This window comes from Caballeronia sp. A2-2 (assembly GCF_057612605.2).
The window spans coordinates 278566-303464 of the sequence record NZ_JBVFIR010000004.1 but is presented as its reverse complement, the minus strand read 5'-3'; the positions used below and the strand labels follow the sequence as shown (position 1 = coordinate 303464).

The 24899-nt window shown below is 58.8% G+C and carries 21 protein-coding genes; 10 read left to right on the top strand and 11 right to left on the bottom strand.

The features are described 5' to 3' along the window. Positions 1-84 precede the first annotated feature (84 nt). Both ACZCWR_RS32320 and ACZCWR_RS32315 read left to right on the top strand, forming a co-directional pair. Positions 85-1047, top strand: coding sequence for a LysR family transcriptional regulator (locus ACZCWR_RS32320; RefSeq protein ID WP_487306757.1), 963 nt, complete (start codon positions 85-87; stop codon positions 1045-1047). A gap of 78 nt (positions 1048-1125) precedes the next feature. Continuing rightward, on the top strand, positions 1126-2340 hold the full coding sequence (locus ACZCWR_RS32315) for a GAF domain-containing sensor histidine kinase (protein WP_487306756.1): 1215 nt from the start codon (positions 1126-1128) through the stop codon (positions 2338-2340). Between the two features lie 510 nt (positions 2341-2850). Here the strand turns inward: ACZCWR_RS32315 and ACZCWR_RS32310 are convergent. Next, the gene (locus ACZCWR_RS32310; protein WP_487306755.1) at positions 2851-3159 is read right to left on the bottom strand and encodes a DUF4148 domain-containing protein; all 309 of its coding nucleotides are present in this window, start codon (positions 3157-3159) and stop codon (positions 2851-2853) included. Between the two features lie 298 nt (positions 3160-3457). On the opposite strand from ACZCWR_RS32310, the gene ACZCWR_RS32305 reads away from it, so the two are divergent. From ACZCWR_RS32305 to ACZCWR_RS32295, 3 genes are all read left to right on the top strand, one after another. Then, a complete protein-coding gene (locus ACZCWR_RS32305) occupies positions 3458-5230 on the top strand; it encodes a M30 family zinc metallopeptidase (RefSeq protein ID WP_487306754.1) in 1773 nt (590 codons plus the stop codon). 32 nt (positions 5231-5262) lie between these two features. Beyond that, positions 5263-5655, top strand: a complete 393-nt coding sequence (locus tag ACZCWR_RS32300) for a surface-adhesin E family protein (protein ID WP_487306753.1) — start codon at positions 5263-5265, stop codon at positions 5653-5655. A 149-nt stretch (positions 5656-5804) separates the two neighbouring features. Then, entirely contained in the window at positions 5805-6530 is a 726-nt protein-coding gene (locus ACZCWR_RS32295) for a hypothetical protein (RefSeq protein ID WP_487306752.1), read from the top strand. 3 nt (positions 6531-6533) lie between these two features. On the opposite strand, the gene ACZCWR_RS32290 is transcribed toward ACZCWR_RS32295, so the two are convergent. After that, on the bottom strand, positions 6534-7559 hold the full coding sequence (locus tag ACZCWR_RS32290; RefSeq protein WP_487306751.1) for a sensor domain-containing diguanylate cyclase: 1026 nt from the start codon (positions 7557-7559) through the stop codon (positions 6534-6536). Between the two features lie 505 nt (positions 7560-8064). Between ACZCWR_RS32290 and ACZCWR_RS32285 the strand changes: the two genes are divergently transcribed. After that, positions 8065-9402, top strand: a complete 1338-nt coding sequence (locus tag ACZCWR_RS32285; protein WP_487306750.1) for a hypothetical protein — start codon at positions 8065-8067, stop codon at positions 9400-9402. On the opposite strand, the gene ACZCWR_RS32280 is transcribed toward ACZCWR_RS32285, so the two are convergent. The 4 genes from ACZCWR_RS32280 to ACZCWR_RS32265 form a co-directional block, all read right to left on the bottom strand. Next, a complete protein-coding gene (locus ACZCWR_RS32280; RefSeq protein WP_487306749.1) occupies positions 9403-10629 on the bottom strand; it encodes a hypothetical protein in 1227 nt (408 codons plus the stop codon). Positions 10630-10709: 80 nt separating this feature from the next. Beyond that, positions 10710-11969: an aromatic ring-hydroxylating oxygenase subunit alpha gene (locus ACZCWR_RS32275; protein WP_487306748.1), complete on the bottom strand. Its 1260-nt coding sequence runs from the start codon at positions 11967-11969 to the stop codon at positions 10710-10712. A 136-nt stretch (positions 11970-12105) separates the two neighbouring features. Then, positions 12106-12378, bottom strand: coding sequence for a hypothetical protein (locus ACZCWR_RS32270; protein ID WP_487306747.1), 273 nt, complete (start codon positions 12376-12378; stop codon positions 12106-12108). A 14-nt stretch (positions 12379-12392) separates the two neighbouring features. Further along, a complete protein-coding gene (locus ACZCWR_RS32265) occupies positions 12393-14429 on the bottom strand; it encodes an oxidoreductase (RefSeq protein ID WP_487306746.1) in 2037 nt (678 codons plus the stop codon). Positions 14430-14585: 156 nt separating this feature from the next. On the opposite strand from ACZCWR_RS32265, the gene ACZCWR_RS32260 reads away from it, so the two are divergent. From ACZCWR_RS32260 to ACZCWR_RS32250, 3 genes are all read left to right on the top strand, one after another. Next, positions 14586-15212, top strand: a complete 627-nt coding sequence (locus tag ACZCWR_RS32260) for a TetR/AcrR family transcriptional regulator (RefSeq protein ID WP_487306745.1) — start codon at positions 14586-14588, stop codon at positions 15210-15212. 239 nt (positions 15213-15451) lie between these two features. Continuing rightward, positions 15452-16327, top strand: a complete 876-nt coding sequence (locus ACZCWR_RS32255) for a glycine betaine ABC transporter substrate-binding protein (protein WP_487306744.1) — start codon at positions 15452-15454, stop codon at positions 16325-16327. Between the two features lie 207 nt (positions 16328-16534). After that, entirely contained in the window at positions 16535-17818 is a 1284-nt protein-coding gene (locus ACZCWR_RS32250; protein WP_487306743.1) for an SGNH/GDSL hydrolase family protein, read from the top strand. 44 nt (positions 17819-17862) lie between these two features. Here the strand turns inward: ACZCWR_RS32250 and ACZCWR_RS32245 are convergent, their stop codons facing one another. Next, a complete protein-coding gene (locus ACZCWR_RS32245) occupies positions 17863-18951 on the bottom strand; it encodes a lipopolysaccharide biosynthesis protein (protein WP_487306742.1) in 1089 nt (362 codons plus the stop codon). 877 nt (positions 18952-19828) lie between these two features. Between ACZCWR_RS32245 and ACZCWR_RS32240 the strand changes: the two genes are divergently transcribed. Further along, positions 19829-20698 (top strand): manganese catalase family protein, encoded by an 870-nt coding sequence (locus tag ACZCWR_RS32240; protein ID WP_487306741.1) that lies wholly within the window; start codon positions 19829-19831, stop codon positions 20696-20698. 172 nt (positions 20699-20870) lie between these two features. On the opposite strand, the gene ACZCWR_RS32235 is transcribed toward ACZCWR_RS32240, so the two are convergent. Genes ACZCWR_RS32235 through ACZCWR_RS32220 form a run of 4 tightly spaced genes read right to left on the bottom strand, consistent with a single transcriptional unit; the run spans position 20871 to position 24899 of the window. Continuing rightward, positions 20871-22088: a CaiB/BaiF CoA transferase family protein gene (locus tag ACZCWR_RS32235; protein WP_487306740.1), complete on the bottom strand. Its 1218-nt coding sequence runs from the start codon at positions 22086-22088 to the stop codon at positions 20871-20873. Positions 22089-22110: 22 nt separating this feature from the next. Continuing rightward, the gene (locus ACZCWR_RS32230; RefSeq protein ID WP_487306739.1) at positions 22111-22917 is read right to left on the bottom strand and encodes a CoA-transferase subunit beta; all 807 of its coding nucleotides are present in this window, start codon (positions 22915-22917) and stop codon (positions 22111-22113) included. 9 nt (positions 22918-22926) lie between these two features. Beyond that, complete coding sequence (locus ACZCWR_RS32225; RefSeq protein WP_487306738.1) at positions 22927-23814, bottom strand: CoA transferase subunit A; 888 nt, start codon at positions 23812-23814, stop codon at positions 22927-22929. After that, positions 23811-24899: a LacI family DNA-binding transcriptional regulator gene (locus tag ACZCWR_RS32220; RefSeq protein ID WP_487306737.1), complete on the bottom strand. Its 1089-nt coding sequence runs from the start codon at positions 24897-24899 to the stop codon at positions 23811-23813. Before ACZCWR_RS32220 ends, ACZCWR_RS32225 begins: the two co-directional genes overlap by 4 nt.

Sequence of the window (24899 nt, the reverse complement as noted above, 5' to 3'; positions counted from 1 at the left end):
TCCGGGCTTTTCTGAATGAGCCTTAGCTTAACCGCCTGAGCCGCTGCTAAACTGCACTTTCATTCATTTCATTCTTCACATCCGGTGAATACCGAAACGCAGACCGCGAGCGATTTCGAGTTCTTTATCCTGCTTGCGAAATTCAGGAGTTTGTCCGCTGCCGCACGAGCGCTGGATCTCTCCCCGCCGGCCGCAACAAAGCGGCTAGGCGTGATCGAGCAGAGGCTCGGCGCGCGTCTGGTGAATCGCACCACGCGAAGCGTGAGTCTGACGCCGGAGGGCGAGACCTACCTGCAATACGCATCGCAGATCGTGGGGCAAGTCCGTGAGATGGAAGAAGCCATTACCGGCGCAAGGCGCGATCCGTCAGGGCTTTTGCGCATCAACGCAACGCTTGGCTTTGGCCGGACGACACTGGCGCCGCTGGTGTCGGAGTTCGCGAGGCGATTTCCCGGCGTCGAGGTTCAGTTCGAAGTCACGGACCGGCCTGTCGATTTAATAGAAGGCGCTTTCGACATGGCAATCCGTTTCGGGGAGCTTCCCGATAGCCGTCTGAGCGCGCGGCGCATCATGAGCAACAGGCGGTTTCTGTGTGCATCGCCGAAATACCTTGAAAAGCACGGCGCACCCGAGCGCGTGGAGGATCTCGCCGGACACCGGTGCATTATTCATCGGCAAAACGACGATACATACGGCGTGTGGCGCTACATCGTCAACGATCATATCGAGGCGATCAAGGTCAAGGGCGCGTTATCGAGCAACGACGGCGATATCGTGCTGCGCTGGGCCCTCGACGGGCACGGCATACTCATTCGGTCGGAATGGGATTTGGCCAAGTATGTTCAAAGCGGGCGGCTCAGACTGGTATTGCCGAACACGGTGCTTCCTTCCGCCGACCTGTTCGTCTACTATCCGCGTCAAAAGAATCAAACAGCCCGCGCACGCGCCTTTATCGACTTTCTAGTCAGCCGGTTTCAGGCACCTTTCACGCCGGTCGAACCCGGCATGCAAGTGCATCAGCAGAACAAGCGAAGTGCCCGAAAATAAAGGGCACAGCGTCCTTGCACGACCTCTGGTAATACTGATGGAGGATAATAAGAAAACGTCATTTATTCGACCTTCATCATGAGCGATTTGACAGACGATTCACCGGCCGCGCTGCGACGAGACATCGAAGCCGTGTCCAGAATCGAGGCGGTTCCCAGCATTCTGAGGGTCATTTGCGAGAAAACGGCAATGGGTTATGCCGCCGTCGCACGCGTGACCGATCACACATGGATGGCGTGCGCCGTACAGGACAATGTCCATTTCGGATTGACGGCGGGTGCGGAACTGGACCTGAGAACAACCTTGTGTTTCGAGTCTCGCGCGGCGCGGGAAGCTATCGTCATCGATCATTTCGATGAAGACCCGCAGTATCGCGGACATCACACGTCCAGGATCTATTCACTTCAAAGTTATATCTCCGTGCCGATCGTCCTTTCCGACGGCCGGTACTTCGGCAATCTCTGTGCAATCGACGCTCAGCCCCGCTCGCTTAAAGATCCGCGAACCATCAGCATGTTCGAGGCATACGCGCAGCTCATTGCCCTTCAGCTCGAATATGAGGAGCAACGCAGCGCATCGGAATTCGCGCTTTCGAAAGCACGCGAGACTTCGGAACTCCGGGAGCAATTCATCGCGGTGCTCGGGCATGATTTGCGCAATCCGCTTTCGGCTGTCAGTGCCATCGCCGAGGTGCTTGTCCTCAAGGCTGAATCGCCGAACACGGAACGGCTCGGTCTGAGACTTCGTTCGTCATCCAGACGAATGTCCGCACTGATCGACGACGTGATGGACTTCGCCCGTGGCCGCATGGGTTCCGGGATCGGCGTGAATATCGCGCCTGAGACGGACATGTCGGTCGCGCTGCGCAATGTCATCGACGAATTGCGGCTTGCGCATCCCAACCGGCTGATTGAAGATGGGATCGGCACTATCGGCACGGTCCATTGCGATCGCGCGCGCGTGCAACAACTGCTGTCGAATTTACTCGGCAATGCCATCACACATGGTTCGAGTGAGTTTCCAGTCTGCGTGGAAGCATCGGCCGATGACGGCTCGTTCTCGCTGACCGTTCGCAATGGCGGCGACGTGATGGGCCCGGACACGCTAAAGAAAGTCTTCCAGCCGTATTGGCGTCCCGCCACGAGCGCGCCGGGCGGTGGGTTGGGACTGGGCTTGTTTATTTGCAAGCAGATCGTGTCCGCTCATGAGGGCGACCTGACGGTCACCTCGTCGCTGATCGAAGGCACACGCTTCACCGCGCGCTTGCCGATTCATGGAAGACGTCAGGACTGACGCCTGAATTAATCCAGTGAAGCGCTGAGTCCGCGAGCACGCGTTCGAGATCGGCGATCGCCGCCGGCTTGACGAGATGATGCGTGAAGGCCGCCTCGGACGACAATCATTTGTCCTCCTTCCGACCATATCTCGTGTGCCCGGCAATCCTATATCTTTAATGCAACTGTCGAACGTTTCTTTCTTCGCACGTTCGATGGCGCGTTGCGCATCGTGCGCGACGGTTACGTCGTGACCGAGCATTTCGAGCACCATGCCCACGGACTCCGCCACGTCTCGACGGCATCCTTGGAACGACTTTTTCGTAACACCGTGGATTTGGATAGCTGATTGTCGTGAAAGAAAAAAGCCCAGACACAGGCGCTGGGCAAGCCATCGGCGAGCCGGTGGCGGAGGTTCGAAAGCACACTGGCCGTCCGTCGATCACGACGGCGGCCAGTCTTTAGTCTTTAGTCTTTAGCGTTTAGTGTGGGGAACCTAAGCGTTCTCCATGTATTGCCTCGTTCTTGTTCAATGGCCGAAATAAACGGGCGCCACGTTATTTCCGGTATGAGCCGGGGCGCGGTAGCTGCCCGAAGCAGAGGCACCATCGGTCACGCCGCCATAACTATTCTGATTGTTCTGCGCGGCGATCTTGGCGTCCGCTGCTTGAATTTCAGCCGGATAGGTCGTGCGGTCCATGCCGGGGTTATAGCCAGCGCGTTCGACCTGAACAAGTTGCGCCTTCACTTCGGCACGCGTCAAAGGTTCGCTTTGAGCGAAGGACGAGACGGCGGGAATAGCGAGCGCAGCGGCGACGATAACGGTTGCGAGTTTCATGACACTTCCTCCGAATCTTTGTTTTCCGCAAACAGCCCTGTTTGCGTTTCAGTGAATTCAGTATAGGTAAGTGCACGCTTAACTTTAAGAATCGCGATGACAAAGCATTCTTGTCGATTCCGCGATAACTGTAGGACGCGGCTTACACAACTCAATTCTCGTGATAATCGGTAAGGCTTTCCTAAAGGTATAGACGTAACTGCTATATCCCTCTAGTTTTCTCAAGTTTTTACCGAATGGGCCGTAACTTCTTAGACATCGAGCGCTGTCTAAAACCAGCGCGATAACCAAAAAATTCATGAGAGGCGGTATGACGGGGCATCACGGGAAAGCCGTATTCGCAGCGGCCGCGGCAATTACACTGATTTCAGCACTCAGCGCGTGCGGTGGCGGAGGTAGCGGCACGCCCGGCGCGGACACCAGTAAGACAGCAGTCACCGCAAGCGGTGCAAGCACGGCTTCCGGCACCACGACACCCACGACCGTCACACCGACGAGCGACGGGAAACTTCACGCGGCATGCGATAACTGCGCGGCGACCGATGATTCCAGTTATTCCGGAAGCGGTGTGGGCCTCTGGCAGGCGATCAATGCAAGCGATCAGAGCAGCGTGGTCAATGTCAGCCTTGGCAATGTCGCTGGCCGAAGCGCGTCGCTCGTTTTTACCAATGAAGGCGCCGCGCAACCGATATCCGCCATCGCGACGAATGAAAACCTCGCGGCGTCGGTCAGCAAAAGCGCGGTGTCGCCCGCTTCGCTCACCGCCTTGACTTCGGCTTTTCCGCTGTCGTTCGAATCGGCAAGGGTCAAGGCCATTCATGAATTCAACCGAACCGGCTGGACCGCTTTAACGAACCCCGCGCCGCTTCTTCCCACTGCCGCGAGCTTGCTCCCTTCTTCGACTTCGAAGGCCGCGACACCGGCGAACGTCGTCGGCGCGACCACGCGCACGTTCTGGATCGGCGATGACTCCAGCCGCGTGATGACGCTCGAAGGCACTCAGCAGGCGTCGGACGGCACGATCATCAATCTCTGGGTCGAGACCTCCGAATACGGCGCCTCGAAAGTCACGCAGAGCATGGCCCAACAACTCTTGCAGACGTACGCAAGCGCCGGCGGCGTCTACGATCTCGTCAAGAGCATCGGTGGACCGTTCTGGGGCGCGACAAATCATACGGGTGTGATTTCCGGTACGGGTCAGCCTGTCGATGTCGTCATTGCGAACCTCACGCCCGACGGCAAGGCTTTCGGCGAGCTCGGCTATTTCTATTCGCTGAACAACTTTGTCAATCAGGGCAGCGGCGCGACCGCGCACAGCAATCAGGACTTGTCCATTTATCTCGATTCGGAGACCTTATATCTTGGCGGCACGCTCGGCATGACCGTGATGAAAACCGTGATGGCGCACGAGAGCCAACACATGCAGAGCTTCTATCGCCGCGCCATGCTGCTGGGCTCGGACTACGTTTTCGATACGTGGCTTGAAGAAATGATGTCGATGATGATGGAAGACTGGCTGAGCACGAGTCTGGATTCCTCATATGCGCCAATACGCGACGACCGCTTCAAATCGCTCTTGAGCTATAACAGTCACGGCGCGTATTCGTGCAGCCTGACCACGTGGACGCCCTTCGTGGATGCCTGCGACAGCTATGCAATGAACGGGTCGTTCGGCGGCTATCTTAATCGTCAACTGGGCCTGGCGTTCTATAAATCCATTCTGACCGACAAGAGTTCGACGGACACATTGACTGCCTTGAACAACGTAATCAGTCAATATCATGCGGGTTCGAGTGTGTCGCAGGAATTCAGATACTTTACCGCGACGGCAGATGGTCAGGTTCCGGCAAGCGCCAACATGACGCGCTATGCGTTCCCCTCGCGCACGGATAGCGGATTAACGCTCGTCCCGATCGACCCTTCCGCTTTCACCCGCGACCTGCCCGCGTCTTCACCCGCCACACTGGCCGGATTGTCGAGTCTTCCGGCGGCGCGCACCAATTTGCAAGGCACTTATAGCGAGTCCGTCACGCTTGCGCCTCACACGACATTATCCGTTGTGGTGCAATAAGAACCTTTGATAAGACGCTAAAGAGGAGTCGAATGAAGAAGGTCATCGTCGCGTTGATCGCATTGTTTTCGACGGGCGCGGTACTCGCCTCCGACTGGCGTTTCATCGCGACAACCGACTCATTCGATCTCTACGCCGACGCCGCCAGTTTCACGCCCGCACCGCTCGTCAAGGTTTGGGTACGTTTCGACGGCAAGCCGCCGTTCAAGACGGAGAACGGACATATCCAGGTTCAGGGCATGGAGCACTGGTCGATCGATTGCTCGAATAAAACCATTGCAACGAGCGACTACACCGGTTATGACGCAAGCGGCACCGCAGTGATCTCGAAAGCGGGATCGACGACGCAATTCCATGAGATCGCGCCGGATTCGCTTTGGGATCTGGCCGCGACTCGACTTTGCGAATCGGATGCAATGAAATGAGCATTGCAACGTAAGGAAAGCGAAATAACCTGAAAGGAAATTTCCGGTAATGGAACAACAGCCCGGCGTCCATTCAGTGTGAAACCTTTGCGCCGTAATAACGGTTACGTCCAACGGGCGGGTTTCCACTTTCTTCACGGAGCACTTTCATGTCCCTCTCAGCACTGACCGGAACCACGTCCAGCGCACAGGTCTCACAAACCGCGCACGTCAGGCATTATCACGCTCCGAGCAGCACGGACGACACCTCCGGCACCGATTCAGGCACGACCAATCCGCTCGAGGCGGCGATCGCTTCTGCGCTTTCGCAGTTGGGCGTGACGACCAGCGCGTCCGGCTCATCGGCGTCCTCATCGGCGTCCTCATCGTCGAGCGATTCAAGCACGGTTGGTTCATCCACGAGTTCGTCGGGAACGACTTCAGGCAACGCCGTGCAGGACATCGCGGCGGCGCTCCAGCAATTCATCGGCGGCCTGTTTCAGACGCTCGGGCAAAACGGCGCTTCGTCCACGGCTGATGCGGGCAGCGATACAAGCTCGGCCACGAGCACCGCAGCGAGCACACAGCCGACACTTCCGCCGCCTCCGCCACAAAAGGCCAAAGGTTACGGTGGCGATCTTTCATCGGCCATCGAGAATCTCGCGCAGTCGCTTTCATCGGGCAGCACCAACGCCACGGCCACGAGCAACAGCACGGCAGCTTCGAGCGACAGCGCGTTGTCGAGTGACTTTCAAAACCTGCTCGCCACGCTTGGCAGCTCGTCCAGTTCCGGCAGCGGCAACGCCACGCTTCAACAATTCCTGACCAAGCTGGCAAGCAATCTGCAAGGCGGCGCATCAGGTGCAAGCGGGATGTTCGTCAGCACTACGGCATGAGTGTCATGGGCCGTCGCCGCCGTCCTGTTCATTGGTTTTGCGGCGACGCTTGTCCTCATACATCGCGGCATCGGCCAAAGCCATTGCCTGATCCGCGCTGACAAAACGAACCGCGACGACACCCACGCTCGCACCGCGATAGTCCACCGTCTTGTGGCCGAAAACGTATGTGCCGCTTGCGGCACGCGCGGTTCGTTCACGAATGAGTTCGGCGGTTTGGTTGGCGTCGTCGGGATCGACGAGGCCCGGTCCGACGAAGGCAAACTCGTCGCCGCCGATGCGCGCGAGCATGTCGGTCTCGCGCGTGATCGACGAAATGCGCTGTGCGCAGGCCTTGAGCAGACTGTCGCCGGCGCCATGCCCGTGCTCGTCGTTGATCGCCTTGAAGTCATCGAGATCGATCATGCCGACGATGACATAGGAACCGTCTCTCGCGGCACGCGCGAGCAGCCGCCCCAATTCGTCCTGCAAGGCGCGTCGATTGGGAAGACCGGTGAGCGCATCGGTCAACGCGAACTTCGCGAGGTATTCGTTCGAGCGGCGCAATTCATCCAGCAGACGCTCTCGCTCGATATGCTGCGCAATGAGTTTTGAAAACAGGTTGAGCGCGCTGTGCGCGCGTGGACCGATCGACTTGCTTTGCTTGCTTGCCGCGCACAGCGTCCCGATTACCGCGCCATTCGACGAGCAGACCGGCGAGCTCGCATACGTTTCTATACCGAGTACCCTCGCCGCTTTGGATTCGCCCCATACTTCACTGACTTTCGACGTAAAGCGGCGCCCTTCCTCTATGCAGCGTTTGCAAAGCGTGTCCGACCAGGGCACTTTCAATCCCTCGGAAATCTGCAGGTCTCCGGAATTGCGCGCGAGGTCGACCGTTTGAATGCCGGCTTCCTCGTCGATGGATGTCAGATAGACAGACTCCAAACCCGTGACGATCTGCAGCATCTCGAGTAAAGGCCGCGCAAGTTCTTCGAGACTCTCGGCAGTCGCCACCGATCGGGATAGTTGCTCAAGAATGACCTCCATGAATGCTCCGCACAGACAGGCAATCCGGAATTGTAGTCCTTCCGAAGATCGTGACTCTCATGTTGGCAATGGCAAGGCAAAAGTCGAATGACAATGTGGCGATAAGCATTCGCGCGCAGGGCCAATCGTTTGCGTTTCTTTTCTGGCGGATCAGGCGGCGTCCTTGGCCGATGCCGCATTCGCACATTCCTACAATGGGCGCTTATATAAGTAAAACGCACAGACCAGTCATGACCCAAGAAAAAATTACCTTAAAAGACCTTTCGTTGCTTTCGGGTTTCCTCGGCCGCGCACGGCCCCGCTCCACATTCTCTGACGATCGCGCCAGATAAAACCTTTAAAGTCCGCCGCATTTCGCCGCTGACTTTTGCCTGCCTTTCGAACGTCCGAAGCCTACTCCGTAGGAATCCAGACGATCCGTGGCCGCTCGTGCGGCAAGGATTCGTGTTGCCTGCGACAGGCGGCGCGGTGGCTGTCTCCAGAACCGAAAAAGAGAACTCCTGCAATGCGACCTGAACCGCCGTTTTTCTCGCTTCCACGGCTGCTGAGCCTCGGCCTCGTGCTCAATCTGTTCATCATGCGCCCTTCCGCGCTGGGTGAACGTTTCACGAGCATCGGCGTATTCATCGCGCCGTTGCTCACGGGCCTCTATCTATTCCACACACGCCGCACAACGCGCTACACGACCCCACGCCTGCGCGGCGAAACCATGGGGATGCTGGCGCTCGTCGCGATCTACTGGATCTACATGGGACCGGTATCACTGGTGTCCGAGCAATCGCAACTGACCTGGACGATGACCGAACTCGTGACGACGTTCATCATCATGGTCTCGTACAGCGCGTTTCTGCTCGACGTCAACGCCAACCGGCTGTTCTTCCGCCAGCTCTGCAACGCAATCGCGCTGCTCGGCCTGTCGAGTTGCATCACGTGCCTGCTCTCCATGTGTCTGGGCGGCAAGACGAGTCTGTACTTGTTCACGCTCGCCATCAAAGGTTATGGGGACACCGAAGGAAATGCGCAAATCGCGACAGGTGCGGTGTATTTTCCCTTTTCGATGCTCTATAGCGACTACAACGCGGGGCTCGTGTCGCTCGACCGCTATTGCGCGTTCTTTCGCGAGGCCGGCATCTATCAGGCCGTGGCATGCTTTTGCCTGATCTACGAAGCGCTCACACGCCGCTCATGGTTGGTGATGGCGTGCCTCGCGGGCGGCGTCGTGTGTGCGTTCTCGACGCTTGGCATCGCGCTGCTCGCGATGTCGCTCGGCCTCGTGTTCCTGCTCTCGGGCGGCGCGAACAAGCGCCTGCTGATGGGACGTATCGCCATGACGGCGTTATTCCTGGGACTCGCTTATCCGGTCGCGCTCTACACGCCGGTTATCGGGCTGAAGGACAAGCAGCAGACCCACGGCGAATCCGTCAGTGACCGCTCGTCGTCCGTGCTGCGCAGCATGGAGCGCGTGGCGCTGCATCCCTTCGGCACGGGACTGTATAGCGGCACGGAAAAGAACGATGGCATTTCGCTGCTCGCGCAGCTCGGCATGCTCGGCCTGATCGGCTTCGCTTGTCAGGTCGTCATCATGTCGGGATGGCGGCCGGGGATCAAGGTGAGCTGGCCGAAGATCGGAATCTGTTCGCCCTTGCTCATCACCGCGCTGTTGTCGCAGCCGATCACCGGCGCGCCGATGGTCTACGTGATCCTGCTTGCCTATCTGCCGCGCATGCGCCGGCAGAACGTGAGCGTGCCGGTCGAGCGGAAAACACTCGCCTACGCGTTGGAACAACCATCGCAGGCGCCGTTGATGAAGCCGGCCGACCTCGAACTATCCGAGCCTGCGTGATCACGCAACAAGGTTCGCGGCCTGCACGCTGTCCTTCGTGAGACGAAGCGGCGTGCGGCATGCCGTGATGACATTGCCTTGCACGAGGCTTCGCGCGACCACCGTGATGCCTTCGTCGAAACGCGCGATCACGTTGTTGCCGATCACCGTGTCGACGGTTTCGACATCGGGAATCAGAATGCCCGTGCCCGCCCGGGCCGCGCCGCTACCATCGATATGATTACCCGCGATCACGATCTTGCGCGGCTGCGGTGCATCGCCGCTGACACTCGCGCGCGTGCCGACCTGAATGCCGTTGTTGCGCTCGGTCACGCTCACGACGTTGCCGGTGATCGACACCGCGCCCGAGGCATCTTCGACATGCAACGTGCCATTCGCGCTCGCCACGTTGGACATCACCGTGTTGCCCAAAACCGCCAGGTCCGTCACATGCGCGATATTGAGCGGCAAGTCCATGCCGAGTGCGTTAGCGGTCATCGTGTTGCCTTCGACGACGACGCTCGAACATCGAACATGAGGCGTGTTGATGCCGATGGCCGCATCGATGCACACATTCCCCGCGATATGGATATGCGACGAAGGACGGCCCAGCGGCGCGCGCCGGACATCGCCGTTCATGCCTTTCTGATTATCGACCTGAACGCCGTATGAGCAGGTTTCGAACTGATTGTCCGTCACATACAGGCCGCTCAGGCCCGTGCCCATGAACCATGCGCCGAAGATGTTCGCTTGTTTGCGGCCGGGCGCGGTCGTGCGGCAGATCACGTGATTGTTGCGAAAGCGCTGGTTGCGGGCGTCGTGCACACCGTTGAGAATGCCCTGCATGTCGTTCTTGCCCGTATTGGACAGATCGAAGTTCACGCTATCGACCCAGGTTCCGCTGCCGCCCCATTCGAAGGCTGCGCCGCCGCGCGCACTGTCCAGCACGGACACAATGGTCGCCCCTTCGCCCAAGGTAGACACGCCGTTCGTATAGATGCCCTGCGTGACGCGAAACGTCGCGCCGCGCAACGACACCGCCGCGATGCGCTGTTGCCGCGCATGCGCATACGTGGCGTTCAGCGCGGCGGTATCGTCGGTGCGTCCGTCGCCGCGCGCGCCAAAGGCGAACGGCGTGATGACCGTGGATGCATCGGTGCGCGCCGCGCGCACGGGTCGAACGGCGAATCCCGCCAGAAGCAGACCACCATTGATAAGAATGCGGCGACGAGTGAATGTCGATGTCATAAGGCGAGCGAAAATCCAGGGGCCGCGTGACCATAGCACGCGGTTCGCTCGCTCACTGTTACCTAACGCTTAGTTTCGCGCTATACGCCGTGTACCTTCAGGCGTGCGTCATACCAGCGCGAAAACTGGTCGAGATAAGCCTCGGTATATTGCGAAAACGGTCCGGGACGATAAGCCGGGTCTTGTGTTCCCCTGTGCGCATTTCGGACTAGTTCGGCATCCTGCGCAGTTGTCGCGACCCAGACTTCGGTCAGCTCGTCGAGCTTGTAATCGACACCTTCGACCGCATCCTCATGCACCAGCCATACCGTTCTCACCTGCGTTTTATCCGGCGCCAGGGGAATGGCATACGACACCAGCGTATGGTCGCTCATCACGTGAGTCCATGAATGATGTCCCCACATGTGCACATCGCCGAGATCGCGCCGCGTCAGTCCGCCAAGCAGCTTCGTGCACGCGACTTTCGTGCTCATGGTCTGCGATTCCCCGGCGCCCGCGATCACGAGGCGCTGAGTACGGAAATTCGTTTCCACGGTCTCATCCAGCGATTCGAAACTGGCGCAGACGAATCCTTCGCTCTCCCATTGCGCATGACTGGCGGCATTGCGCTGCTGATATTCCTCGAACGCGAGCAGTGCGTCCTCACTTTGTCCGTCCGGACAGAATCCAAAATCTTCCGGCAGGAATGAGTTCACCAGTTCGGGATGCGTGCCGGCACAGTGGTAACACTCGCGGTTATTTTCCATGACGAGTTTCCAATTGCCGTTTTCGATAATCGTCATCTCGTGCGCGACCTTCGTGCGCTGCAATTCATAAGGTGCGAAACGCGGCGCCATGACGGCTTCGAGTGTAGAGAAATCCTTGGGTGGAGTGTCGTCGAGACAAATGAAAATATGCGCCCCCACCACTTTGAGATGCACGGGAATGAGGCTATGGCATTTCGGGTCGAAGTCTTGGCCCATGTGCGACGTATGGCGAAGGTTTCCATCCAGCTCATACGTCCATTGATGGTAAGGACAGACGAGCATGCCGACGCTCGCCTTGCCTTCCTCCTTCATGAGCCGCGATCCGCGATGCCGGCATACGTTCCGATAAGCCCGCACGTTCTCGTCTTCGTCGCGCACGACCATGACCGACGCGCGCCCGATATCGATAGTAAATACGTCGCCCGGTTCGGGAATGTCGGCTGTCACTGCAACCAGAATCCACAGCTTGTTGAAAAACACATCGAGGTCGGTTTCGAATATATCCGGCCGCCCAAACAATTCACCGGGCATGCCGTGGCCGGCCTCGCGGTCATCAAGCAACTCGCGATGGGTTTTGATGCGAATCTCAGCCATGATTGGATTTCCCGGAAGAATCTCGACACGCGGTGAATGCGTTTAATGACGCTGAGTATCGAGCCGGCAAATGAGGGCGTCAACGCGCATTTTTAGCCTGTTCGCATTACTTTAAATTATGCATTTTCTTAGGCTTTTAAAGCAAAGAGCGGGCTTGGTCCAGCAGCGCGGCGGCGGCAAGGTATTCTTTTCGGCCCGCCATCTCAAGCGAAGCCGCCGCCGTCGCCATGAAAAGTTCATCGTTACTCGTTTGTCGGAGACCGGGCGAATAGGCGCGTTTCTCTTGCATCAAGAAAAAAGCACGCAATTGCTGCGCGTTCATTCGTTGGTCGAATGCGGCCTGAGCCGCAAGCAAATCGGCAGCGGCGGCCAGTTGCCGAATAGCGGTGTCGAAGTCTTCCTGTTGCATTGTTCCCGCCGCGGCTAGAGGTCTTTTACGAGGCGAAGCGCATCATAAATGGCAGCATGCGTGTTTCGCGCGGATACGGCATCGCCTATTCTGAAAAGCTGAAAGCGCCCTTCGGGATGACGTTCGATGACTTGCGGCTTGCCGTCGATAAGATCTTCATAGTCGATCGCGCCGAGATTTTTCGATAAAGGCTTGAGTTCGAAATAAAGATCGTCCATTGGAATAGTGCCGTGATTCACCACGATCTGATCGTGGCGTTGCTCTTTCGTCACGCCGCCATAATCGCTGCCGATGGTCGCGACAAGCTCCTTGCCCTCACGACGCACCGATTCCAGCCGGAACGTCACCGTGAACGTGGTCGCGAGTTTTTGAAGCGAGCGCATGTAGGGCACGAGGTTCATGCTCATGACCTCGGGCGAGAAGGTGCGATCCGGGGTCATCACCTCGACGCGTCCGCCCGCTTGCGCGATGGTTTCCGCTGCCTGAAGCGCCGCGTGATCGCCGGCATCGTCGAAAATCAGCACGTTGGCGCCCGGCTTCACATCGCCCGAAATGATGTCCCACGAAGACACGACATGCTCGTTGCCTTCTGAACAAACGTCCGTGTGCGCCATGCCGCCGGTCGCGACGATCACGACATCCGGATTGTGCGCAAGCACGGTTTCGGGATCGGCCCACGTATTGAACGAAAATTGCACGCCGAGCTTTTCACACTGCGCCATGCGCCAATCGATGATGCCCATCATCTCCTTGCGGCGAACGTTTTGCGCGGTGAGACGAATTTGTCCGCCGGCATCGTTCATCGCTTCGAGCACGATCACATCATGGCCACGCTCACCCGCGACGCGCGCGGCTTCCAGTCCTGCCGGTCCCGCACCGACGATCACGATCCGCCGCTTCGTCTGCGCAGGCTCGATCTTGTGCGGCATCTCCAGCTCGCGCCCGGTCGCGGCGTTGTGAATACACAGCGCCATGCCACCTTGATAAATGCGATCCAGACAATAATTCGCGCCCACGCAAGGACGAATATCGTCTTCCCTGCGCTCGATGATCTTGCGCACGATATGCGGGTCGGTCATGTGCGCACGCGTCATGCCGACCATGTCGATCCTGCCCGACTCGATGGCGAAGCGTGCGGTCGCCACGTCTTGAATGCGGGCCGCGTGGAAGGTGGGGAAGTCGGTCGCCTGACGAATTTCGCCCGCGAAATCCAGATGCGGCGCGCTTCGCATGCCCATGATGGGGATGACATCGGTGAGTCCCGCATCTGTATCCAGATGTCCACGCACGATGTTCAGAAAATCGACGAGTCCGCTTTGCTTGATCCGCTTCGAAATCTCGATACCCTCCTCCTTCGTGATGCCGCCTGCCATCATTTCATCGGCGGTATAGCGAATGCCGAGCAGAAAGTGCTCGCCGACGCGTTCGCGCATGGCGCGCATCACATCGAAGGTAAAGCGCAGCCGATTATCGAGCGACCCGCCGTAAGCGCCGTCAAGCGTGTTCGTCAGCGGCGACCAGAACTGATCCATCAGGTGACCGTACGATTCTATTTCCAGCCCGTCCAGACCGGCGGCTTTCATGCGCTCGGCGGCATCCGCGAAATCGCGCACGATACGCTCGATATCCCAGTCTTCCAGCTTCTTGGGAAACGCACGGTGAGAGGGCTCGCGATGATGCGAAGGCGACACGGCCGGCAACCAGTCTCCCTTGTCCCAGCGCGTGCGACGGCCGAGATGCGTGAGTTGAATCATGACCTTCGCGCCGTGCTCGTGGCATTCGTCGACGAGATCCTTCATCCACGGCACGACTTCGTCTCTGTACGCAAGGATATTGTTGAAAACGGGTGGACTGTCTTTAGACACCGCCGCGGAACCGGCTGTCATCGTCAACGCGATACCCGCCTTCGCGCGCTCGACGTGATATGCACGATACCGCTCCTTGGGCATGCCGTCCTCCGCATACGCTGGCTCATGCGATGTCGTCATGATGCGATTACGGAACGTGAGATGTTTGAGCGTGTACGGCTGAAGCAGCGGGTCCGTCGACATGGGCGTCTCATTGAAGCGTGGAGATGGAATGACGTGCTGTGCGCTCAGATTAGGACGCCAGTACACAGGTGTCAAGTATCGTGACAATGGTGTACATTAGGACTGTCAAAGATTACATCGCTAATGATTGCGCAGTCCTCATACGAAAGGAACGGCATGGATCAGACAGTCGAGAGCGTTCGCGGCTCCTCCGAGATGTGGTTGGATTGCGCCTATGAGAGCCTGCTGGAAGGCGGGGTCGATTCGCTTCGAATACTCACGCTGGCTAAAAAACTCAATCTGGCGCGAACGAGTTTTTATTGGTTCTTTCGCGACAGAGAAGAACTGCTCGATAAGCTCTTGGCCCGCTGGGAAGAAAAGAACACGGGCAACTGGATCAGCCGCAACGAGGCTTACGCCGATAGCATCTGCGAAGCCATGCTGAACGTGTTCGATTGCTGGTTCGACGACACGCTTTTCGACACCCGCTTCGAAGCCGCCATCCGCAACTGGGCTCAGCAATCGCCCGACATCGCGCGGCTCATTCAGAAAGACGACGCGCAGCGCATCGAGGTCTTGACGGCCACGTTCGTTCGTTTCGGCTACGAGATAAGCGTGGCGGACGTGCGCGCGCGCACCACCTATCTCACTCAGGTCGGCTATGCCGCGACGCAACCGAACGAGGACTTCGCCACGCGCATGAAGCGCATTCCCGAATTCGTCGAGGTATTCACCGGCGTGCGTCCGCAAGCGCACGAGATGCAGCGCTTCTATGCGCGCCGCGCTTACGGGGACGACGGCTGAAGCGGTGCCCCGTCGCATAACTCAAAGTAATGCCGGCGCGAAAACAAATCACGTTGACATAACCTTTATGCACTCGAATACTCAAGCGCCGAATTAACGCAAGCGCCTGACGCCCGGCTTGGGGCAGCCATTTCATTCAACTCGCTAAAGGATAAATCGTACCGTTCGACTCTGGATTTCCGTCCCACGTCCAGCTCGTTTCGTTGTCGTCATCGCGATAAGAACTCAGGGAACCCCTCATGAAAAATTCCTCAGTCGTACGATTTGTTTTCAACGTTGGCCTGGCGGTTTCCACCGTGACCTTTGCGATGTCCGCGAGTGCCGCCGATCCGCTCAAGATCTCGCTGGTCAACTGGGCCGACACGCAAGCGGTCACCTACACGGCGAAATACGTGCTCGAAACGAAGTTGAATCAGCCTGTCACGCTTATCACCGCCGATCTCGGACTTCAGTTTCAAGGGGTCGCGCGCGGGGACGTGGACCTGATGCTCGGCGCGTGGCTTCCGGTCACGCACGCGGCCTATTACGCGCGCTTCAAGGATGAGATCAACGACATGGGCACCATCTATTCGGGCGCCAAGATCGGCTGGGCGGTGCCGGACTATGTGCCTGAAAGCGAAGTGTCGTCGATTGCCGATCTCAACAAGCCCGCGGTCAAAGCCAAGCTGAACGGCAACATTCAAGGCATCGAGCCGGGCGCGGGAGAAATGGCGGCATCCGAAAAAGCGATGAAGGAGTACGACCTCGCGGGCTACAACCTGATTCGCGCCAGTGAAGCCGGCATGCTGACGGCAATTTCGCGCGCTTATCCGCAACAAACTTGGATTGTCGCGACGGTATGGAGTCCGCATTGGCTGTGGCAGAAATATAAGATGCGTTATTTGAAAGACCCCAAGGGCGTGCTGGGCGGTGACGAACATATCGGTGGGTTTTCATCGAAGCAATTTCCGCAGAAATTCCCCGCCGCCGACAAATTCATTCGGCATTACAAGTTGACCCTTTCCGATGTCGAAGCGATCGAACTCGATGGCAATGCAACGAATGACTGGAATGCGGCGGCCAAGAAGTTTGTCGATTCCCATCCTGAGAAAGTGAAGGCGTGGCTCGAGCAATAAGAAGCCCGCAATCGTGGCAGGTACGTTTCGAGACGTGCCTGTCTAGGTCCTTGAATAGCGCCTTGTGGATGATCGCTCATGGAGGGCGTTGGATCGCCTCGCCTCACGCAATTCCAACGGGTAAACGATAGTGACATTGCTCCTCCGATGAACCATATTAAGTTCGGGTTACTGACGTAATCTATACAAAATCATTCGGAGCGAGACATGAACGAGGACATCATGAAACGCGCGGCGTGCCGCGCGATGGCAGGGCTTTGCCTGGCGTTTCTGGCTTGCGTCCCGCCGCTTGCAGCCGCTCAGGCAGACGATGCAAGCAACCAATGGGTATCGACGTGGACGGCCAGTGCGGACCGCAACAACAACATCGGTAATCCGCAATTCTTCAATCCCGGCAGCACGATTCGGCAAGTGGTCCATCTGAGCGTGGGTGGAGATCGTGTGCGCGTGCGCTTCACCAATGAATTCGGTACTGCGCCCGTGACCATAGGGCCGGTGCATATCGCCTTGTCCGCCGGGGCCGCCAAGACCGCGCCCAACACGGACCGCACGCTCACCTTCAACGGCAAGTCGACCACGACGCTTTACGCGGGCGCGCCGATATTGAGCGATCCTATCGACATGAAAGTGTCACCATTCGCGGATGTCGCCATCAGCTTCTATCTGCCCGATGCCACGCAGGCGCAAACAGTCCATCAACTCGCGGTGCAGACGGCCTATGTATCGAGCGGCGACAACACGGCATCGGCGGATCAGCCTTCGCCGCAGAAGTGGCTCAACCGCTTTTTCCTTTCGGGCGTAGTGGTCGATACGGGGCGCGTGACGCCTGCCGTGGTGACCTTCGGTGACTCCATCACCGATGGCTTCGCCTCGACGGTCGATGCAAACCGCCGCTGGCCCGACGATCTTTCGGTGCGGCTCAATTCAGGCTCGGCACGCAACGGCTATGCGGTGATCAATCAGGGTATCAGCGGCAATCGCGTGGTGAGTGATGGTTCCGGCGTGAGCGCGCTGGCACGCTACGATCGTGATGTGCTGAGTCAGGGCAACGTGAAGTGGGTGATCTTCCTGGAAGGCATCAACGATATCGGCTGGCCCGATACCCCGCTCGACCAGTCGGGGCATATCGTGAGCGCCGACGAGATCATCGCCGGTTATAAGCAGATTATCGCGCGCACCCATCTACGCGGAATCAAGATCATGGGCGGCACGCTGACGCCTTTCAAGGGCGCCCTCCACGATACCGTCAACGGCGGCTACTGGAACCCGAGCAAGGAGGCTATCCGCCATCAGGTGAACGAATGGATTCGCACCAGCGGCGCGTTCGATGCCATCGTCGATTTCGACGCCGTGTTGCGCGATCCCCGTCAGCCCGATTCCGTGCTGGCCAACTTCGATAGCGGCGATCACCTGCATCCGAACGATGCGGGCTACGCCGCGATGGCCAACGCGGTCAATCTGTCGTTACTGCGCTCAACGAGCGGCGACTGAGCTAACGCTGTCGGCCAGAGAAATCTGGCCGACAGGTCCCACGATTATCTGGGACGGTATTGCACAAAACTCTTGTATGCCCAGTAGGACGGCTTCTGCGTTTTTCCATCCGCCTGCATCAGCCCGTATGCGCCTTCGTTGTCGTCATACAGTTCATAACCCTGAATCGACTGGATGTTGTACTGTGACGCCAGGCCGTAATACTGCGCCATCATCCAGCTTCCCGACAGATACGATGCGATCTGCGAGAGCGAACCGAGATCGGGACGCACGCCGAATTCGTTGATCCAGATCGGATGGCCCATCTGATTGAGCATGGACAGCACGTTGTAGCAGCCCGTGCCGCCACAGGCGTTCGTGATATTCCCTTCGTTCGAATACCAGTGCCACGCGGTGATGTCCCAGCTCACCGTGGGATGCCCCCACGTGCCATCGGGTTGCGAACCATCGGCGAGCATCTGGAAGAACGCCGTGTGCAGCCACGTTCCGCTCACCACGATCTTGCCGCCGCTATCGACCGAACGCACGCCGGCAATCATCCCGCGAATCACGCCACGCGCGATCTGATACGAGTGATTGTTGTAGTTCTGCCAGTTCGTTCCGTCCACGTTGCCGTTCAGCGTGTACGACTCCAGCTCGTTGCCAACCTCGTAATAAGCATAGTGGTATGCGTTCGCGGTCTGCTGACCCATCGCGTAGCCCGCGTTGTAGGCGTCGCTTTCGTTATTGAAGCCGAGGCCCATCATCATTACCGGATACACCGTCACGCCGCCATTGGCCATGACCTGGGCGACACTGGCGAGACGTTGGGCGGAAGCCTGGTTATACACGTCATTGCGATAGATCTTCGCGCCCAGATCCTGCAATTGCGAAAGCTGTTGTTGCGCGCTCGAGGCATCGTATGCGCCGCCGCCGCTCACGTGACCGTTCATGCCGTAGAAGATCGAGCCGTTGGTGCCGGCCTTTGCCGTCGCTTTCAATTCCGTCGCGCTCTTTCCCGTGGCATCGATGGCGCCGTCACTGCTGCCGCCACATGCGGCGAGCAGCACGCTCGTCGCGACCGCGGCCGCGATCGACGTGAACTTCATTGCGCGGAACGAGGAGAAATCCGGAAGGGTTGTAAGTTTCTTCATAGGAGTTCGGTGTACTAAAGAAAGGTTTGGATGTGCAGGGGCCTGAGCGCATGCCCGGGGCTTTTTTGCCGCACTGACTGATTCCATCCCGGACGATTCGATTCGCGTGGCCCCAACTCGAAGGCCAATTAAAATGCACGAAGCGAACGACCGTTAGCAGCCCGAATGACTTGGGTCTGATGTTGAAAGAGGTTGTCCATGCGCCAGACGTCGAACGCTGGCGGGCAACCGCGACGGCGACACGAATGTGCTGATGCGACCCAAGCCCGGCCACGGTAAAGACGAGCCGGGAGGTACGCGCGAGTTCGACCGTTCCCGGCGACTCGGACGTGTGCCACATTGCGGACAGCACAATGACTGTCTAAGATTTACCGATATATGTAACAGTTCGGCAAGCGTTGCCGAAACTTAGGCAACGGCGAGAGGTTAACGGTTTATGAAGCTGATGTAAACCTATGTCACACAATTTACTGGCTCACTTGCCTAGAAAAATTGCTTATTACTCGCTCAAAGCCTCGACGCGTTAAATTTTTGTCGGTCATAAATATATCGCCATCCTGACTAAAATAAAAATCAGCCGAAATGTTTCTGAGGCGTTACATAATCCGCGCTCATTAAATGGACAACGCGGGTACATGCCTTGCGCCATTGCATGGGTCGTTACGATTCAATCGCACTACTTCCTTGCAGACCTCGCGCGGCCTGATGGTCGCGCCCACGCCGGGGCAATTCGCCCGAGACCTTGAGCTGAACTAGCCAGCGTCGCTTCGGCGTGCCTCGGCCAGTCGCTGCAAGGCACTTCCTACTTCATGTCTCGATCTGCGCCTGCACGCAAGCAGCGCAGCGGATCAGTTCGTCCTTAAAAAAGGAGTTTCAAATGTTTGTTCACAATAAGCGTCTCCAATACACCGTCCGTGTTGCTGCACCGAACCCGGGTCTTGCCAACTTGTTGCTCGAACAATTTGGCGGCCCACAAGGCGAACTTGCCGCCGCATGCAGGTATTTCACACAGGCCGTAAGCGAAGACGACGCAGGCCGCAAGGACTTGCTGTTCGATATCGCAACGGAGGAGTTGAGCCATCTTGAGATCATCGGGTCGATCGTCGCGATGCTGAACAAGGGCGCCAAGGGCCAACTCGCCGAAGCGGTGGAGTCCGAAGCGGAGCTGTATCGTTCGATGACCGGTAACGGCAATGGCTCGCACACCACGGCGCTGCTCTATGGCGGCGGCCCCGCGTTGACCAACTCGGCGGGCGTGCCCTGGACATCCGCTTATATCGATACGATCGGCGAACCGACCGCCGACCTGCGCTCGAATATCGCGGCGGAAGCGCGCGCCAAAATCGTTTATGAGCGCTTGATCAACGTCACCGATGATGCGGGCATCAAGGAAGCCCTGGGCTTTCTCATGACGCGGGAAATTGCTCACCAAAAGTCTTTCGAGAAGGCATTGCATTCCATTCAACCCAATTTCCCGCAAGGCAAGCTGCCGGGCGTGCCCGAATACACGAGCGTGTACTACAACATGTCGCATGGCGAAGATGTGCGTGGCGCGTGGAACGAAGGTAACGACTGGAAGTTCATCGACGATCCGGAACCGGCTGTCGATGGCGGCGACGGCACGGCGCGCGTGGGCGTCGACAAGGCTGATATCGAAGTACTTCAGGCGATGGCTGCACGCACTGCATCGGATACATCGAGTGATCCGGTGACGGGTGCCGAGATCGGCTCGGGCCAGATGAACTAAATATTTCAGCGTTCCCGGCGAAGGTCGCATCGTGACCTTCGCCTTCGCGGTCCTATCTAGACATTGCCATGGTGACGGTGTTTGACGTTGATATGGCGTCTGCTTGAACGATAGATCGTTAGTTGCACTTGGCAATCGGTAGTGCTCACCCATCAAACGACGCACCGTCGCGTCAGATCACACCTTCTCGACGCAGCACGGCAATATCCGCCTCACTCATCCCAAGCCATTCTCCCAACACGCTGGCATTGTCCTCACCTAGCAACGGTGCGGATTTGCGAATGCTTGCAGGTGTTGCGGAAAGACGGATCGGCAAGCCTTGCATGGTTACCTCGCCCGCTTTCGGATGATGAACCGTCGTGACATGCCCGGCCTCACGCATGTAGGGACTGGCGACGACATCGGCAACCGTGGCTACCTTCGAGCACGACACTTCCACCGCGCGCAGTTTCGCGACGACTTCATCCGCATCGTGTTGCGCGACCCATTCGGCCACGATCGTTTCAATCTCCGCGATATGACTCATGCGCGATGCATGCGTGGCGAAGCGCGGATCGTCGAGCAACTCGGGACGCTGCATTGCGCGCGCGAGACGCGGAAAATGCGCGTCGTTTCCGGCGATGAGATAGACCCAGTGACCATCGCGCGATTGAAACGTCTGCGCAGGCGATGAATAACGATCGCGACTGCCGACACGCGACATCGTGCGGCCGAGCACAGCCTGCTCGGTCACGGCCGTGAGCAGCAAGGAGACGCCGCTGCCCATCAAACTTACATCGACCATCTGCCCTTCGCCGGTCTTGTCGCGATGCGACAGCGCCGACAGCACGCCAATGGCCGTATAGAGCGCAGTCGTGTAATCGACTACGAAGGTGCCCGCCACGGTCGGCGGTCCGTCCGGCTGGCCGGTGAGATCCATCAGACCCGTGGAGGCCTGCGCAATCGCGTCAAAACACGGCTCGGCGGCCATCGAACCGGTCTGCCCGTAACCGGAGATGCGCGCCATGATGAGCCGCGGATTGAGCGCATGCAGCGTGTCCCAGCCGCAGCCCATCTTTTCCATCGTGCCGGGCCGGAAGTTCTCCACGACGACATCCGCCTTCGCGATCAGATCGCGCAGCAACGCCTGCGCGCGCGGCTCCCGAAAATTCAACGTGATGCTGCGTTTATTGCGGTTGAACACCATGAAATAGACGCTCTCGTCTTCGATCTTCGGCGCGAGCGCGCGTGTGTCGTCGCCGGTGCGCACGCGTTCGACCTTGGTCACGTCCGCACCGAGATCGGCGAGTTGCATCGCGCAATGCGGGCCGGCGATGAAGCGCGAGAGGTCCAGCACTTTGAGGCCGGCAAGCGGACCGGGGCACGTGTTCTCTTTGTTTTGCGATGTCATGAATGCAGTCTCCTCAAACACATCAAGCCCGCAACAACACGCGATGCGGATCGATCACCGTGCGAATCAAGCGCAATTCGTCGGCGCTGGGCAATTCAGTTTCAGAAATCGATGCAGGCACACGCGGCTTGAACGACATGTTGTCCAGCACTTCTTCGAGCGTCACGCCGGGATGCAGCGAGGCAATTCGCATCTGCTTCGACGAAGGATCGAAATCGAATACCGCCTTGTCCGTCACCACGCGATGCGGCCCGCCACCGGGCAAGCCCAGTTCTTCGCGCGAACGTCCCCGGCTGACGTGCCCCACGCTCGTGATGAAATCGACTTCCTCCACGAACGTACGCTGATCCAGATCGACGACGACAATCGGCCGCGCCACGAACGCGAAGTGCTCCGTCTGCGCAAGGCAGCCGACCAGCCGCACCTTGGGATGCCGATAATCCCCGATAGCGGTGATGTTCAGATTGCCGTGCCGGTCGATCTGCGCGGCGGAATCGAAACACACGTCGAAGGCCAGCCGCGCGAGCATGTCGCACTTGATGCCAGTGTCGCTCGGGCTCGCCGCTGCGGGCCACTTCGTGAAGGTATCCTGACGAATATCGGTCGGCACGTTGCCCAAATCCGGTTCGAGCAAATTGCCCCAATACACAGCGGACGATGGCGCATGCATGAGTTGCGCGAGCCGCACGGCAGTGAGCGGAATGCCGACCGCAAGCGTGAACGCGCGCCCGTTCGTGCCTACGCCAACGAAGACGAGATCGCCATCGCGCACCAGTCGCGCCACCACGCTCGTCAGCAATTCATTGCCCGTGAAGGTCTCTGTGTTCATGGCTTGTCCTCAGGCCGTGACATCGAACGCGCGCAAGGCGTCGATGCCACCGACCTTCTGCAAATACGCTTCATGCGATGCCACGTAGCGCGCGAATTCATCGAGATAATCGGATGCGCCTTTGCGCGTGCGGCATCGTGCGAGGTAGTCGGCGAGATGCGCTTCGTCCTCGTTGTAATGCCCGTCACACGCGACCGGATGCGCGCCGTAAGGCACTTCCACGATGGCCTCGACCCAGTTGCCCGGAATGTAGGTGAGCGTCGGTCTACGCTTGATTTCATCGTGCGGAATGATCTTTTCCACGGTCACGATGAGGCGCTTCGCCGAACTGCCGATCATCTGATCGATGTCGTCGCTGTCGCGCACGATTGGCCATTGCACGTTGCCGTAGCAGTCGCCCACATAGCCGTGAATGATCGTGAAGTCGGACTTGGCAGCGGCAATCGCATGCAGCGGCTTGGCGGAAAACGGGCACGTGAACTCGCGGATCTGCTCCGGGTTCAGCCGCGCGATATCCGAGCCGAGCAGCGTGCGAATGGGATGAAACTCCACGCCCGCCGACGCTGCCCGAAAACGCGCGACCATTGCCGTTTCCGAGAAATCGCGTACTTCGATCTCGCCCGCTTCCACCGCGCGCCGAAAGTTCGGCGCAAGACCGTGGCTGAACATGCCCGCGTAAATGCCTTCCCATCGACGCACCGCGCCCGCCGCCGCGAGCATGTCGGTAGCAGTAGTGGTGGCCCAAGTCAGCAAGGTCAGATCCGTGATGCCGCGTCGAATGAGCGCGCGCACCGCCGCGTTCGGCTGACGCCTGAGCAGACTGCCGCCGAGCGCGAGCGTGCAGCCCGATTCGACCGGCGCGAGCGCGGTATCGAGGTCGACCAGCTTGTCCTTCATGATTGCGATGTCCTCCTAAATGAGCGTGACTTGAGCAAACGTGGCGGCGCGGTGGTGCCTCGCACGACGAGCGATGTATCCAGCGTGACCACGCGCGGCCCGTCGCCACGCTCGCCTTCGATGCGGCGCATCAACAGCCGAGCCGCATTCACGCCGATATCGCGCTTCGAGTAATGCACGGTCGTCAACCGCACGAGGGGATGATTCGAGAGAAAGATGTCGTCGAAGCCGACGACCGACACCTCGCGCGGCACGTCGATTCCCATTTCCTTGAGCGCCCCGAGCGCGCCAATGGCCATCAGATCGTTCGCCGCGACGATGGCAGTCGGCGCAGCGTCACGCGCCCACAACTCGCGCGCCGCGATGCTGCCCGACTCCATCGTGTAATCGCCCTGCACGACGAGCGCCGCATCCGACACGAGCTTGTGCGCGCGCCGCGCTTTTTTGTAGGCCACGAAGCGTTCCTGCGCCGAAGGCGACGAAGCCGCGCCCTTCACGAACGCAATACGCGTATGCCCGAGCTGCGCGAGATACTGCACCGCCGCGCGAATGCCGCCCGCGCCATCCACGCCGACCTGATCCGCGTTCAACACTTCGCACGGACGATTGACGGTGACAACGGGCACATCCGCGAGATTGAGCAGGCGCGCTTCTTCCTCGCTGAAGGTCTGCGAAACGAGGATCAGCCCTTCGACGTGCTGATCGAGCAGCGAGGCGGCATACGCCATCTTGCGGTCCGCGTCGAATTCGGTATTGCAGAGAATGAGGTTGTTGCGCTTCGCCCAGAGCACTTCTTCCACTCCGCGCACGATTTCCGCGACATACGGGTTCGAAATGTCGCCGATGATGAGCCCCACCGACCAGCTACGCCCGGTGCGCAAACTCTGCGCCGCGCGCGATGCCCGATAGCCGAGTTCGGCCACCTTCTGCTGCACGAGCAAGCGCGTTTGTTCCTTCACGTAAGGCTTGTTCGCCAGCACGTTCGACACGGTAGCGGGCGACACACCGCATGCCGCCGCGACATCGAGGATGGTGGGCCGATCGGGTGTTTCGAGCGGTTCGGGCGCGGTCGTCTGTTTCGACAT

Coding starts and splice junctions, on each gene's coding strand:
- ACZCWR_RS32315 (WP_487306756.1), top strand. CDS start 1,126: ATGAGCGATTTGACAGACGATTCACCGGCCGCGCTGCGACGAGACATC.
- ACZCWR_RS32310 (WP_487306755.1), bottom strand. CDS start 3,159: ATGAAACTCGCAACCGTTATCGTCGCCGCTGCGCTCGCTATTCCCGCC.
- ACZCWR_RS32305 (WP_487306754.1), top strand. CDS start 3,458: ATGAGAGGCGGTATGACGGGGCATCACGGGAAAGCCGTATTCGCAGCG.
- ACZCWR_RS32300 (WP_487306753.1), top strand. CDS start 5,263: ATGAAGAAGGTCATCGTCGCGTTGATCGCATTGTTTTCGACGGGCGCG.
- ACZCWR_RS32295 (WP_487306752.1), top strand. CDS start 5,805: ATGTCCCTCTCAGCACTGACCGGAACCACGTCCAGCGCACAGGTCTCA.
- ACZCWR_RS32290 (WP_487306751.1), bottom strand. CDS start 7,559: ATGGAGGTCATTCTTGAGCAACTATCCCGATCGGTGGCGACTGCCGAG.
- ACZCWR_RS32285 (WP_487306750.1), top strand. CDS start 8,065: ATGCGACCTGAACCGCCGTTTTTCTCGCTTCCACGGCTGCTGAGCCTC.
- ACZCWR_RS32280 (WP_487306749.1), bottom strand. CDS start 10,629: ATGACATCGACATTCACTCGTCGCCGCATTCTTATCAATGGTGGTCTG.
- ACZCWR_RS32275 (WP_487306748.1), bottom strand. CDS start 11,969: ATGGCTGAGATTCGCATCAAAACCCATCGCGAGTTGCTTGATGACCGC.
- ACZCWR_RS32270 (WP_487306747.1), bottom strand. CDS start 12,378: ATGCAACAGGAAGACTTCGACACCGCTATTCGGCAACTGGCCGCCGCT.
- ACZCWR_RS32265 (WP_487306746.1), bottom strand. CDS start 14,429: ATGTCGACGGACCCGCTGCTTCAGCCGTACACGCTCAAACATCTCACG.
- ACZCWR_RS32260 (WP_487306745.1), top strand. CDS start 14,586: ATGGATCAGACAGTCGAGAGCGTTCGCGGCTCCTCCGAGATGTGGTTG.
- ACZCWR_RS32255 (WP_487306744.1), top strand. CDS start 15,452: ATGAAAAATTCCTCAGTCGTACGATTTGTTTTCAACGTTGGCCTGGCG.
- ACZCWR_RS32250 (WP_487306743.1), top strand. CDS start 16,535: ATGAACGAGGACATCATGAAACGCGCGGCGTGCCGCGCGATGGCAGGG.
- ACZCWR_RS32245 (WP_487306742.1), bottom strand. CDS start 18,951: ATGAAGAAACTTACAACCCTTCCGGATTTCTCCTCGTTCCGCGCAATG.
- ACZCWR_RS32240 (WP_487306741.1), top strand. CDS start 19,829: ATGTTTGTTCACAATAAGCGTCTCCAATACACCGTCCGTGTTGCTGCA.
- ACZCWR_RS32235 (WP_487306740.1), bottom strand. CDS start 22,088: ATGACATCGCAAAACAAAGAGAACACGTGCCCCGGTCCGCTTGCCGGC.
- ACZCWR_RS32230 (WP_487306739.1), bottom strand. CDS start 22,917: ATGAACACAGAGACCTTCACGGGCAATGAATTGCTGACGAGCGTGGTG.
- ACZCWR_RS32225 (WP_487306738.1), bottom strand. CDS start 23,814: ATGAAGGACAAGCTGGTCGACCTCGATACCGCGCTCGCGCCGGTCGAA.
- ACZCWR_RS32220 (WP_487306737.1), bottom strand. CDS start 24,899: ATGTCGAAACAGACGACCGCGCCCGAACCGCTCGAAACACCCGATCGG.